General features: G+C 59.8%; 10 protein-coding genes and 1 pseudogene. 6 read left to right on the top strand and 5 right to left on the bottom strand.

Features of this window, described 5'->3' with window-relative positions; genetic code table 11:
- Positions 1–25 precede the first annotated feature (25 nt).
- Positions 26–1,250, top strand: a pseudogene (locus MUN86_RS30630) (PQQ-dependent sugar dehydrogenase).
- A gap of 137 nt (positions 1,251–1,387) precedes the next feature.
- On the opposite strand, the gene MUN86_RS30625 reads toward MUN86_RS30630, so the two are convergent.
- From MUN86_RS30625 to MUN86_RS30610, 4 genes are all read right to left on the bottom strand, one after another.
- Positions 1,388–2,143, bottom strand: coding sequence for a glucose 1-dehydrogenase (locus MUN86_RS30625; protein ID WP_245127788.1), 756 nt, complete (start codon positions 2,141–2,143; stop codon positions 1,388–1,390).
- A gap of 449 nt (positions 2,144–2,592) precedes the next feature.
- Positions 2,593–3,570 (bottom strand): alpha/beta hydrolase, encoded by a 978-nt coding sequence (locus MUN86_RS30620; protein WP_245127810.1) that lies wholly within the window; start codon positions 3,568–3,570, stop codon positions 2,593–2,595.
- Positions 3,571–3,772: 202 nt separating this feature from the next.
- Positions 3,773–5,023, bottom strand: coding sequence for an MFS transporter (locus tag MUN86_RS30615; protein WP_245127787.1), 1,251 nt, complete (start codon positions 5,021–5,023; stop codon positions 3,773–3,775).
- A gap of 379 nt (positions 5,024–5,402) precedes the next feature.
- Complete coding sequence (locus MUN86_RS30610) at positions 5,403–6,167, bottom strand: SDR family oxidoreductase (protein ID WP_245127786.1); 765 nt, start codon at positions 6,165–6,167, stop codon at positions 5,403–5,405.
- A 331-nt stretch (positions 6,168–6,498) separates the two neighbouring features.
- Here MUN86_RS30610 and MUN86_RS30605 point away from each other — a divergent pair, with 331 nt between their 5' ends.
- The 4 genes from MUN86_RS30605 to MUN86_RS30590 all read left to right on the top strand — a co-directional run bounded on the left by MUN86_RS30605 (position 6,499) and on the right by MUN86_RS30590 (position 11,372).
- The gene (locus MUN86_RS30605; RefSeq protein ID WP_245127785.1) at positions 6,499–7,131 is read left to right on the top strand and encodes a low temperature requirement protein A; all 633 of its coding nucleotides are present in this window, start codon (positions 6,499–6,501) and stop codon (positions 7,129–7,131) included.
- A complete protein-coding gene (locus tag MUN86_RS30600) occupies positions 7,080–7,235 on the top strand; it encodes a hypothetical protein (RefSeq protein WP_245127784.1) in 156 nt (51 codons plus the stop codon). Before MUN86_RS30605 ends, MUN86_RS30600 begins: the two co-directional genes overlap by 52 nt.
- Positions 7,184–7,666, top strand: coding sequence for a low temperature requirement protein A (locus MUN86_RS30595; RefSeq protein WP_245127783.1), 483 nt, complete (start codon positions 7,184–7,186; stop codon positions 7,664–7,666). Before MUN86_RS30600 ends, MUN86_RS30595 begins: the two co-directional genes overlap by 52 nt.
- A 1,942-nt stretch (positions 7,667–9,608) precedes the next feature.
- Positions 9,609–11,372, top strand: coding sequence for a malectin domain-containing carbohydrate-binding protein (locus tag MUN86_RS30590; RefSeq protein ID WP_311182761.1), 1,764 nt, complete (start codon positions 9,609–9,611; stop codon positions 11,370–11,372).
- Positions 11,373–11,724: 352 nt separating this feature from the next.
- Here MUN86_RS30590 and MUN86_RS30585 read toward each other — a convergent pair whose 3' ends face one another.
- A complete protein-coding gene (locus tag MUN86_RS30585; RefSeq protein ID WP_245127782.1) occupies positions 11,725–11,949 on the bottom strand; it encodes a hypothetical protein in 225 nt (74 codons plus the stop codon).
- A 469-nt stretch (positions 11,950–12,418) separates the two neighbouring features.
- Here MUN86_RS30585 and MUN86_RS30580 point away from each other — a divergent pair, with 469 nt between their 5' ends.
- Entirely contained in the window at positions 12,419–12,706 is a 288-nt protein-coding gene (locus MUN86_RS30580; RefSeq protein WP_245127781.1) for a hypothetical protein, read from the top strand.
- Positions 12,707–12,938 lie beyond the last annotated feature (232 nt).

Below are 12,938 nucleotides of genomic sequence, written 5' to 3'. Positions count from 1 at the left end.
CAGTCACCCCGTATAATTCCTGCTTATGAAACTGAGACTGCTTTTGCTCGTTGGTTGTTCGTTGCCCTTGCTCTCGTGTTCGCGCGACGGCGACACGGCGACTCCGGACACGCCGGCTACCGGGTCGCCGGTGGAAACTAACACTCCCAACGCCACGTATCGCCCAGCCTTCACGGGCCAAACCCGGATAGGGGTGTCACCACGGCGGCCAGTAGCTACCGGGCCACCGTCGTCACGGCCTCTTTGACCAGCCCGTGGGGTGTCACCAGCTTGCCCGATGGGCGCCTGCTCGTTACCGAGAAAGCGGGTCAGCTGCGCCTGGTCACGGCGGCTGGCGCGGTCAGTGCTCCCATTACAGGCCTGCTGCTGGTCAATTCGGCCGGGCAGGGCGGGCTGTTGGGCGTGTGCCTCGACCCGGATTTTGCCACCAACCGGCTGGTGTACTGGTCGTTTTCGGAAGCTCGCCCGGGCGGCAATCTGACGGCTATTGGAAAGGGCCGCCTGGCCACCGATGAACGCGCGATAGAAGGGGCCACTGTCATCTACCGGGCGGAGCCCGCCTATGCCGGCGCCAATCACTACGGGGCCGCGTGGTGTTCGACCGCACGGGCAACTTGGTGGTGAGCACCGGCGAACGGTCGGACCGGGCCACGCGTCCTCAGGCGCAATCGGTTTCTTCGGCGCTGGGCAAGCTGGTTCGCATCACCAAAGACGGGCAGCCGGCGCCGGGCAACCCGGTATTTGCGCAAGCGGGTGCCCGCCCCGAGCTGTACTCCATCGGCCACCGAAACCCGCAGGGACTAGCCATTCATCCGGTAACCGGGGAAATTTGGCAGAGTGAACACGGGCCTCGCGGCGGCGACGAGCTCAACCGCGTTCAGGCAGGCGCCAACTACGGCTGGCCCACCATCACCTACGGCCTCGAATACAGCGGCCAGCCCGTGGGCAGCGGCATTCAGCAAAGCAACGGCCTGGAGCAGCCGGTATACTACTGGGACCCGGTCGTGTCGCCCAGCGGCATGACCTTCTACGCGGGCAACCGCATTGCTGAATGGCAAAACAATCTGTTCATCGGTGCCCTCAGCGGCCAGCACCTCGTGCGCCTGGTGATTGACAACAACCGGGTAGTCGGGGAAGAACGGCTGCTGGCCGGGGAAGGGCAGCGCTTCCGCGATGTTGCCCAGGGAACGGATGGCGCCTTATATGCCATTACGGACCAGGGCCGCTTGTATCGAATAGACCGGCCCTAATCTTTTTTCGGGTGGCGGCCAGGAAAGCTGGCAGGCAGCGTTTAGGCGTTGACCACCTTAAAAGCTAAAAAGCCCTCCTGCTGCAAGCGTGGAAAATTCGCTTGCAGCAGGAGGGCTTTTATACAAGGAAACGGCACTTAAACGGTTTGGGCGCCGTCAACGACCATAATCTGGCCGACGACGAAGGAGGCGGCATCCGAGCACTGCCAGAGCACGGCGGCGGCCAGTTCTTCGGGCTTGCCCATCCGGCCGATGGGCTCCTGGTCGATGACCTTCTGGTAGCCTTCTTCTGTGCCGCCGGTCACGCGGGCCATCATCGGAGTATCGGTGATGCCGGGGCACACGGCGTTAATGCGCAGGTTGGTGGTGGCGTATTCCAGCGCCGCCGACTTCGTCAGGCCGACCACGCCGTGCTTCGAGGCAACGTAGGCCGCGCCCGGAAAGCCCCTGACCCCGGCCCCCGAGGCGATGTTGACAATCGCGCCGCCCTGCTTGAGAATCAGCGGGATTTCGTATTTCATGCACAAAAAGACGCCGCGCAGGTTGGTGTCTAGAATACGGTCCCACTCGTCTTCCGCCACGTCGGCCATTTTCTCCGGCCCGTGGTCGATGCCGGCGTTGTTGCAGGCGTAGTCCAGCCGCCCAAAGGTGTCGATGGTCTGCTGCAGCGCCGCCTGCACCTGCTCGCTGCGCCGCACATCGCACGTCACGGCGATTGCGCGCCCGCCCTGCTCCTCAATGAGGCGCGCGGTTTCGCGGATGTTCTCTTCGTGGTGGCCGCTCACGACCACGCTGGCGCCCTGCTGCGCGAAAGCCAGCGCCGTGGCGCGGCCGATGCCGGTACCGGCTCCCGTGACGAAAGTTACTTTCCCGGTGAATTCTTTAGTTGACATACTTGCTTATTTACTGCTGGTTATCAAATGCGTATAGTGCTGCAACTGATAGCCGATGCGTGGTGAAATATTCCTCTTTTAAATATGGCCGCCGCTGGGGCCTGTTGAGCGAATGAATTATGATTATCAAAGGGATTGCTAAGGGATTCAACGATTGAAAGTTGATGAGGCAATGCTGCTCGGTTGGGAAAGAAATCTGGCCCAACGCAAGTAGCAACCACGACTTGCAGGCCAGGCTTGAGGCTCAACTTAAGCCCTTTGCTTTCCAACTACGCGCTTACCTCCACTTTCCCGTTGCTAAACTCGCTTAAGCCTAAAAGCCACCAGGGCCAGCTAGCACAGCATGCTAGGTGAACTGGCCCTGATGGCTTCCCAATGGCGTTTGAATGGTTCTTGCCGGCAAGCAGGTTAGCTGCATTTCAAACCGCTCCGGCGAAAAAAACCTGCCGCTATTTCAGGTGCTGCTTGAAAAACGCTTCCAGCCTCTCGATGGGAATCAGGTCCGTGCAGTCATACAAATCGACGTGGCCGGCATTAGGAATGATAAACAGCTCTTTGGGCTCCGCAGCCAGCTTGTAGGCATCCTCGCTGAACTCGCGGGAGTGCGCTTGGTCCCCCGTGATGAAAAGCATCGGGCGGGGCGAAATCGTCTCGATGTCGTTGAACGGGTAGAAGTTATTAAACTTCGGATTGCTGCTCAGCGTCGGGTGCGTGGTGAGCTGCGGTGAGTCACCCTTGGGAGTGTATTCGCCCCGGGGCGTGCGGTAAAAGGCAAAAAACTCCCGCTGGATAGGGTCCGTGTTGGCGTCGAGCTGGTGCACGGTGCCCCCGGTGTACTTAGTTTCGCCCCCGGCAAACTCGACATAGCGCTGCTCGGCCGCTTCCGCTTGGTTTTTCTTGCGCTGCTCCACAGTTTGCGAATGGTGCAGGGCGTTGCGGCTGGCCGCGCCCATGTCGTACATGCTTACCGTGGCAATGGCTTTCATGCGCGGGTCAATCTTGGCGGCGCTCACCACGAAGCTACCGCTGCCGCACACTCCAATGACGCCGATGCGGTTACGGTCCACGAAGGGGCGGGTGCCGAGAAAGTCCACGGCGGCGCTGAAGTCCTCGGCGTAGATGTCCGGGGCCACTGCGTTGCGCGGCTGGCCTTCGCTCTCACCCCAGAACGACAAGTCGATGGCCAGCGCAACGAACCCCCGCTCAGCCATGTTTGAGGCGTACACATCGGCGCTTTGCTCTTTCACCGCGCCCATGGGGTGTCCCACAACGAGGGCCGCGTGCTTGGTCTTCTGGTCCAGGTTCTTGGGGATAAACAGGTGCCCCGCTACCGTCATCTGGTATTGGTTCTTGAACGAGACCTTGTAGAGCGCCACGTTGTCGCTAACCTCAAAGGTGGTGTAGCCTTTGGCGGTTATCGGCTCCATCTTCGCTTCCATCTTCTTCGAATTTTGAGTTGCTTGTGCCTCCGCCCGTCCCTCCAGCAGGAGAAATGCGGCGGCTATTAGGGCTATTTTTTTCACGGTTTTCTCTTTGTTGCTATTGCCGGCATCAGGCGGTATGCCGCTGTCGGCAAGCCGCACTTAAGAGCCCGCTTTACTGTTGAATTATACCCTCCTCGCGGCCTGTTCAGCCGTGGCGGGCCACTAGTTCCTCATGTGCCGGTTGCGTTGTTTCCGCTCCCTGCTGGGGAGATTTGCGGAAGGCCAGCAGGGCCACCAGGGCGGCCAGCAGCGTAATCACGCTGCTGCCGATAAATACCCCGACGGCGCCCGTCAGGTCAAATAGCCCCCCACCCACGGCCGCGCCGATGGTAATGGCCAGCTGCGTGGTGGCAACTTGCAGCCCGCCGCCGCTTTCGGCTTCATCGGGCAGCGTGCGCGTCAGCCAGGTCGGCCAGCCCACCTGCACGACGCCGAACGTCGTTCCCCAGAAGGCAACCAGCACGGCCGCCACCACGGGCTGCTGGCCAAACAGCACCAAGCCGGCCACCACCAGGCCCATCAGCAAGGGCATGAGCGTCAACGTCCGGGCCAGGTTGCGCGTCAGCAGGTGGCGGGCCAGCACCGTACCCGCCAGGTTAGCCAGCCCAAATCCCAGCAGTATCGTAGTCAGGGTATTGACATTGACCCCGGTTACGGTTTCGAGGAAGGGCCGCAGGTAGGTGAAAAACGTCGCGTAGCCCATGAACACGAACAGCGTACCCAGCATGCCGGGCGTGACGTGGGGGCGTTTCAGCAGCCGCACTAGGGTGCCCAGGCCCACCGGCTGGTCGGGCGCCATGGCGGGCAGGGTCAGGGCCTGCCAAACAAAGGACAGGGCGCCTAGCCCGGCGGCTAGCTCAAACACGGTGCGCCAGCCCAGCAGCCCGCCCAGGAAGCTGCCTAGGGGCGCGGCCACCACCGTGGCCACCGACACCGCTCCGAAAATGGTGGACAGGGCCTTGGGCACGTCCTTGGCGGGCACCAGGCGCATGGCCACAGCCGCCGACATGGCCCAGAAGCCGCCAATGGCCACTCCTAGTAGAACTCGGCCGATGGTGAGGACCAGGAAATTGGGCGCGAAAGCGACCAGGGCATTGGATACTACCTGCAGCACCGAAAAGGACAGCAGCACCCAGCGCCGGTCCAAGCGCCTGGTTGCCACGGCGATAAGCAGGCTGGCGAACATGGCCACCACGGCCGTTATTGAAATGGCCTGCCCAGCCACCCCTTCGGTGATGGATAAGTCGTGGGCCATGGGCGTCAGCAGGCTGACGGGCAGAAACTCCGAGGTAATCAAGCCGGCCACACCCAGCGCTAAAGCGAATACCGCGTTCCAGGCGGGCTTTTGGGATGGCTCATTCGTCGCCAGTTCTGGCGTGCTCGTTAGTGGTATCATATCAACTTTTAACTTTCTGTTTAAGTCAGCAGCACGCTTTAGGAAGGCAATACTGCCGCCCAAAACGGGTCACCGAATGACACTACAAAGGTCCCACCCTGTGACACCGAGCGGGTAACGACAATCAAAGCAGTCATTAACGATTTCAAAGAGTTGGGCCCGCCAACCCCCACTTTGCCGCCCCTGGCCTGGCCAACACGCCATAGCCCGCTTCTGGCTCAACTCCGCTACGCCAACGGTTTTGCCTAGTGCGCAGGCGCTTCTATTACTGATTAGCGCTGGCAGTCACCTAAAAAACTAGTCCTACCCAGCCAGTGCGGCCGAATAGGACTAGATAAACTGGCGCGTTGCTGCCGCGTAGCCGGCAATGCTTGCTTATTTAAGCGGTTTGGCCCCCATCGACTACCAACGCGTGCCCCACGGCGAAGGCCCCTAGATCGGAGCACAACCACAGCACGGCGCTGGCAATTTCCTCGGGCTTACCCATGCGCCCCACTGGCTCCTGCGCAATCACTTGGGCTTTGCCTTCGGGCGTGCCGCCGCTGAAGCGGTCCATCATGGGCGTTTCGATGATGCCGGGGCATACGGCATTGATGCGGATGTTCTGCGGGGCATAGTCCAGCGCTGCCGACTTGGTGAGGCCGATGATGCCAAACTTGGCCGCCGAATACGCCGCCTGCTGCGGAATGCCTTTCACGCCCGCCCCCGACGAGGTATTGACGATGGCGCCCCCACCCTGCTTAAGCAGCAGCGGCAGCTCATACTTCATGCACAGAAACACGCCGCGCAGATCCGTATTAAGGATACGGTCCCACTCGTCTTCCTCGATATCAGCCGCCGGCATCTTCTCCTGCTCCACGCCCGCGTTGTTGAAGGCGTAGTCCAGCCGGCCGAAGGTGTCGATAGTCTGCTGCAGCGCCGCCTGGATATCAGTTGCGCGCAGTACGTCGCACGTGACAGCCAGCGCCTGGCCCCCGGCTTCGGTGATGAGACGAGCGGTTTCCTGGCTGTGCTCGGCCGAAATGTCGGCCGCTACCACACGGGCGTCCTGCTGCGCGAAAGCCAGCGCCGTAGCGCGGCCAATACCGTTACCGGCGCCCGTGATAAACGCCACTTTGCCAGTGAATTCTCCCTTGGTTGACATACTTCTTTACTTAGTACTGGCTATCAACTGCTTATCGCATGCTGCTTGATAGCCGAGGCGTGGTGGAATATTCCTCTTCTGAATACGGCCCCGCTAACGCCCGTTCTCTGAGCGGGTTATGATTTTCAAAGGGATTAATAAGGTATTCAATGATTGAGGGGGCAGCAGGCAATTTTTACGTGACCCGGACGCCTTTTACAACAAACCATACCTACCCTAGTATCTGAGTGAGCCTTACTGCGAAAGCCCGATGAACTGGCTGGTGAGCAGTTGTAAGGTCTTTACTGCCACTCAAGAGTGCTGATTAATACTTGCTGTTGTTTCCTTGCTCATGGCTGATCCGAGTGCCCACGACCTGAAGCCCACAACCGAAGCTCCCGACGACGAGCGGGGCCAGACGCCGGTCGACCGCTGGCTCGAACCTTTCTACGATTTAGTGGCTGGTGTGCTCATCGGGCAGCTCACCACCATGTTCACCAAGACCATCACGCTAACCCACTACGGGCAGTACTGTGCCGTGTTTGTGCCCTCCTGGTGGCTGTGGAACGGCTTCTCGCTCTACTTCGACCGCTTCGACCGCAACTCCCGCTGGCAACAGGGCGGCTTGCTGCTGAGTATGGTGGCGCTGGTGCTGCTCTCGGTGACGGCGCCCCAGACCCTGGAAGGCCAGGTCGCCGGCTTCACGTGGTCCTACGTGGCGGCCCGGGGGCTGCTGCTCGGGCTCTATGCCTATACCTACTGGACCGACGAGCAAGCCCGGCCCTTGGCCCGCGGCTTACTGATGGGCTACTCACTCGGTTGGCTGGGCTGGGTGATCGGCGGCTTGTGGCCCACCTATGGGCTGTGGTGGAAGCTGGGGGGCTGCTCGTTGATTTTATCACCCCGCGCTTGCTCCAGCGCCAGCTCAAGGAGTTGCCCGTCACCCAGGACCACTTCACCAACCGGCTCCGGGAGTTCACCATGATTGTGGTCAGCCAGAATGTGGAAGTGCTGCCCCGCGACTTAGGCGACCTGTTGTGGCAGGCACCGGCCCTGCTCACGTCGGCCAACGGCTTTGTCTTGGGGTGAGCTTGTGGTGGTGGTACTACCAGCACTATACCAAGCTGCTGGATCAGAAAGAGCATGAGAGCGGCCTCCGCTACGCGCTGGGGCACTTGCCGCTCTACCTGGGTAGCGGCACCGTGGCGCTGGGCGTCTTTGATGTACTGCACAGCAACCCCACCGTCTGGCTTTTACCCCTAGGCCTGACCCTGTACACGGTCTCGCTGCTCTGGCTGAGCTACCCGCAGCTCCCGCCGCCGTGCCAGCGGCGCTACGGCTGGCACACGGCCGCGCTGGTCGCGGCGAGTTGGGGACTAGCCCTAGTGCCGATGGCCAGCTGGCTCACGCTGTTGCTGACGATTGCAGTCGCCTTGGCCTATGGCTATTTTACGTATCCGCTGCTGCGGTCTGCTGAAAAGCCTGGACCGCCAGCAACAGAGCCGTCTCAAAGTCAGTAGTAGTGCTCTCGGAGCTTACCCAAGGGATAAGGCCCGATACGGGGAGCCGTCTTACACTCAGAAAGATAGGCCTAGAGGTGGTACTAGAAAAACATCATGGAGTCGTCATACCAGTACTAGTGCCAATCGGCGTGTGCTTCCAGTTTTAACTACCGAATGTTTTGCCTGTCAATTACCCTCGATAAGGGGCCCTTATTAAGAGTATACAGCCTTGCTTTTCGCTCCTCCTAGTGGACTGTTCACAAAAGGCTACTTGAGCAATCGCTTTGCTTAGCGCCATCCTTTCAGGACCATAGACTGTTCTGCAAGCGCCGCAACGCTACATCGCCAATACGTTTAAGCACCTGCTCCAACTTCTTCTCTAACTGAGCCTGAAGGACTTAGAGGTCAAGCTGCTCTACTATTACATTATCATATAATTAATCCTTGTTTTTATTGCTTCTTTTTGTGGACCTTACAGGGCCAAATCCCCTTGTTTCTCGCCCCGCCATCGAGGCGATCAGCGGGTCGGCGCCTGGTTCTGTCTTACCCTACCGCCCCACCTGCGGTTTATTTTCTCTTTTTTTTATACCCCTATGAAACAACTGTTTACCCAGATGCTGCCCGTGGCAGCAGGGGTGCTCCTGTGTGGGCCTGCCAGTCAGGCGCAAGTAGCCCCCTCCGTCCCGCCGCAACCGGTCACGCAAGCCTGGCTGGCCCGCTCGAGTGCGCAATATGCCGATCAAAGCGACATGGAAGTGGATGCTGCCGGCAACACGTATGTCACCGGCTCCGTGAAGGTGGACGATTTTACCCTCGATTATCTCACCAGCAAGTACTCGCCGAGCGGGCAACTGCTCTGGCAAAAAAGCTACAACGGTGTCTCGCCTACCCGCAGCACGGACGATCCGGTGGCGCTGGCCGTGGATGCCGCCGGCAACGTGTATGTGACGGGCACGGCCTGGATTTACACGGGCGGCGCGTTGACAGGCACCCGCTACGACTACGTCACCATCAAGTATTCGCCCACGGGAGAGCAGCTCTGGGTGGCCCGCTATGACCGCGCTAATACCGATGAACAGGCCGCTGATATTGCCGTCGACGCGGCCGGGAATGTCTACGTACTCGGCACTACTGGCTCCGCATCTACTGGCTACGCCATTCAGACCGTGAAATATTCCGCCACGGGGCAGTTGCTCTGGACTTCCTCGGATCTAAGAATTAGTAATGAGCGTGCGAATCACATTGCCTTAGATGCTACCGGCGACGTTTATGTAGTGGGCAATCTGGTGGATGATGGCGTTCTGAGGAAATATTCCGGAGCGGCCGGCAAACTTCTTTGGTCGGCGGCTTCCCCGATTAGAAACGGGGGAAATTGTCAGTTCGCGGACCTGGCCGTAGACACGGCCGGCAATGTGGTAGTAATTGGGACCTTCAATACCGGCCAATTCGGTACCGACCCTGGCAAAAACTTTTATACGGCTAAGTACGCCAGCACCACCGGCCAACGGCTGTGGACCACCAGCTACAATGGGCCGGCCAACAACTTCGACCAGGCCGCGGCCCTAGCCCTGGATGCGGCCGACAACGTGTACGTGACCGGCCACTCCTATAACGGCACCGCGTTCAGCACGAGTGACTACGCCACGCTCAAGTACGACGCCAATGGCCAGCAGCAGTGGGTGGCCCGCTACAACGGCCCCGGCAAGCTGGGCGATGCGGCCACGGCCCTGACGCTCGACCAAGCGGGCAACGTGTATGTGACGGGCCGCACCGAGGTTCCAGGCCCCAACGGTTTGGGCAGCGCCAACAACTATGACTACGGCACGGTGAAGTATTCGGCCAGTGGCCAGCAAGTGTGGGAGACAGCATATGGCATTACGGGCGTCTGGGATGATATGGCGCGAACCATTCGCGTGGCGGCGAGCGGCAAGGTCCATGTTTCCGGTTATTCCACTACCGGCTGCTGCGACGGTACCCAACTGACCTTGCAGTACGACCAGCAACCTACGCCCATTCCAGGCACGCCGGTCTACCGCATCCATGCCGGCGGCGAGCAAGTTACGACTTCGCTCGGCACCTTTGCCGCCGACCAGTACAACGCTGGCGGCACCCCTTCGCCACCGACCAGCCTATTGCCGGTACCACGGAGGACGCCCTCTACCAAACCGAGCGCTACGGTCAGCAATTTGGCTACGCTTTCCCCGTCAGCCGGGGTCAGCAGTACCAGGTGGTGCTCCACTTTGCCGAGGTCTACGCCACGCAGGTAGGGCAGCGCGTGTTCGATGTGGCGCTGGAAGGCACGAAAGTGCTCGACAACTATGACATCTACCGCAAAGTAGGCGCCTACACGGCCACCACCGAGCGCTTTACCGTCACCGTAGCCGATGACGAACTCAATCTCGACTTCAGCTCGCTGGCCAGCGCAGGCGGAGTAGACAACGCGAAAATCTCGGCTATTGAGGTGTATGGCCCGAGCACAACCCCCACGACGCCAACGGCGGTATTGCGCCTGAAGGCCGGCGGCGGGCAACTCAGCACCAGCATCGGTACCTTCGCGGCCGATCAATATGCGACGGGCGGGGCGGTCTTCGCGACCGATCAACCCATTGCGGCCACCCAAGACGACGCCTTGTATCAAACCGAGCGCTACGGCAGCTTCACCTATAATCTGCCCGTGCCCAACGGCACCTATTCCGTCAAGCTCCATTTTGCCGAGCTCTACTGGGACGCCGCGGGGCAACGGGTCTTCACCGTGGCCGCCGAAGGCCGCCCCGTGCTGCAGGCCTATGATATAGTGAAAAAGGCGGGCCCGCTGACGGCCACCACCGAGACTTTCCCCGTGACCGTCACTGACGGGCAGCTCACCCTCGCTTTCGCGCCGGGCGCTGGCGGGGTAGATCAGCCCAAGGTGTCGGCCATCGAGGTGCTCGAGGCAACGCCGACGGCCGTGCTGCGCCTCAAGGCCGGTGGGGATGCGTTGACCACCTCGTTTGGACGTTTTGCCGCCGACCAATTCTTCGCAGGTGGCAGCGACTTCGCCACCGATCAGCCGATTGCCGGTACGCAGGAGGATGCCTTGTACCAGAGTGAGCGCTACGGCTCTTTCCTCTACAGCCTGCCCGTGGCCAACGGCACCTACACCGTCAAGCTCCACTTTGCCGAGCTCTACTGGGACGCCCCGGGTCAGCGCCTCTTCGACGTGGCGGCCGAAGGCACGACCGTACTAAAAGCCTATGACATCGTCCAGAAAGTAGGGCCGCTGACGGCGACCACCGAGTCCTTTTCGGTCACCGTGACCGACGGCGTGCTCTCGCTGGCCTTTGCCCCCGGCGCGGGCGGGGTAGATCAGCCCAAGGTGTCGGCCATCGAGGTGCTGAGCGCCGGCGCCGTTTCCCCGGTTACGGCGGCGCGCCCCACGGCGAGCCCGCTGGCAATGGGTGCGGCGACCAAGCTGCCGGTCTACAGCGCCCAGGTCAAGCTCTATCCTAATCCCTCCACCGATGGGCGCGTCACGCTCGAGCTGCCGGCCGCCTTCCAGGGCGAGGTTAGCTACACCTTGGTCTCGTCGGTGGGCACGACCCTGAGCCAGGGCCAGCGTACGGTTTCGGCCGGGGGACAGTCGGTAACCTTCGACTTCTCGCCGCAGCTACCGGCGGAAGGCCTCTACTACCTGCACCTGCGCGCAGCCAAGGGCCAGGCCCACGTGAAGATCCTGCGCAAATAAGCCGTCAAAGGCAGCTAAACCGGTGCTGGTGCTTGGTAAGAAGCACGCCACGGGTAGCGAAGGCCGTCCTCCGAGGGAATGGTCCGTGGGGAGAACCGCGGGCTAACAACCAGGTGCCCTACTGGGTGTGAGGCAATGACGGAGAAGGGAAGAGGGTCTGTTGCCATGGGCAGCAGACCCTCTTTTATGCGCTGGCCAAGCAAGCAGATGGATAAAAGCCCTGGTACCACTTAGGCACTTTCCAGTAGGACAATTACAAAAGGTCCAGGTCTGTGGTGAGCGATAAAAAACGATGCCGTGCGCATCCCAGCAGCTCTCTATTTTACATAGTTCGACTTCTCGGACAATGGGTTTAAAACGTCTCCAAGCCCATCCAACTCGTCAGGCCACGCAGTAGCAGCAGGTAGCATAAGGTGGCCAACAGTGTGTAGATCGTGTAGGACGTGACGCGGTAGGTAGTTAGATCTTGCCACCAGGAGCGAGTGGTCGTATTGCTGCTCACCACGTGCGTGCCAGCTACGAAATCCCCTAACCGCTTTTGTCTACCCCCTGCCAGTAGCAGTACCTCCAGGGCCACACGAAAAATGTCACGTTGCGCGCAAAGGCGCGCAGTTCGTTAGCGGGAGCACCTGCCGTATCATGCACCTGCAGTTGGAGCAGCCGTTTCGCGGGGCTTCGGCCCTGCAGGAAGTCTTTGTTCAGGTAGATTGCCAGCAGCAGATAGAGGTTCCATGTTCCTAGAAAGGGGAGAGCACGACCGCAATGGGCACCCCGACTAGGCACAGGAGGACATGATCACCAAACAGCGAGAGCAGTCGGACCTTACGACTTACTAGTGGTACCATCAACAGAGAGAAGGAGCTACAAGAAGCAAGTAAATTGCATAAAATTCCTCCTTGCGCGTTTTCTCCTTAGCCGCCGCCTTAGAAAAGTTGCTTTATATAATTCGACTTCTCGGATAAAAGAGTCACTTACTAGGTGATCCCTACTCAGGTAAAACTTTAGTTAGCCCCCTCATTGCTTACCCCCTTATGGACCCCACTTATTTGGACAAGCTAGAAGCCGCTTGGGAGCTGGAAACCGGCTTTTTAGGGTGCTTACGCGAAGGCATTTTTGATCCGGTGCTCTACGGCGATTTTGTTACGCTGCTGATGAGTATTCAGCTGGACAAGCAGGAACTGCTGCCGCAACGGTTCGTCACGCTGCTGTGGTTTATCCCGCTCTTCATGGAATGGCAAACTGAACGAGTAGCGAAAACAATCGGGGAGCAGGAGTACCAGGCGAAACGAACACGAATTGAAACGCAGCTCGAACGCATTTTAGGCCTCCCCTAAGGAAGCGTATGCCTTCGACATCCCTTAGTAAGTTGTTTTACATAAGGATTACTTCTTGAACAGCTCTTTATTCTACAGGTCATAGTAGAGCCCATTTCCCAAGTTGGCGAATAGCTCTAAATGCAGGAAAATAAGGAGTGGAAAAATCAGAAGTGCGCCTGCTCGGTGCCACCAGGCATAGCGCTGATCCTGCCGCAAAGCGTGGGCGAGTATGCCCCAAGAAATTAGCGCT

The sequence above is a fragment of the Hymenobacter volaticus genome, assembly GCF_022921055.1.
Lineage (GTDB): Bacteria > Bacteroidota > Bacteroidia > Cytophagales > Hymenobacteraceae > Hymenobacter > Hymenobacter volaticus.
This window is presented reverse-complemented; position numbering and strand designations above follow the sequence as displayed.

Excerpts from the sequence above, each read along its gene's own strand:
- MUN86_RS30605 (WP_245127785.1), top strand. The coding sequence starts at position 6,499 with ATGGCTGATCCGAGTGCCCACGACCTGAAGCCCACAACCGAAGCTCCC.
- MUN86_RS30620 (WP_245127810.1), bottom strand. The coding sequence starts at position 3,570 with ATGGAGCCGATAACCGCCAAAGGCTACACCACCTTTGAGGTTAGCGAC.
- MUN86_RS30615 (WP_245127787.1), bottom strand. The coding sequence starts at position 5,023 with ATGATACCACTAACGAGCACGCCAGAACTGGCGACGAATGAGCCATCC.
- MUN86_RS30625 (WP_245127788.1), bottom strand. The coding sequence starts at position 2,143 with ATGTCAACTAAAGAATTCACCGGGAAAGTAACTTTCGTCACGGGAGCC.
- MUN86_RS30610 (WP_245127786.1), bottom strand. The coding sequence starts at position 6,167 with ATGTCAACCAAGGGAGAATTCACTGGCAAAGTGGCGTTTATCACGGGC.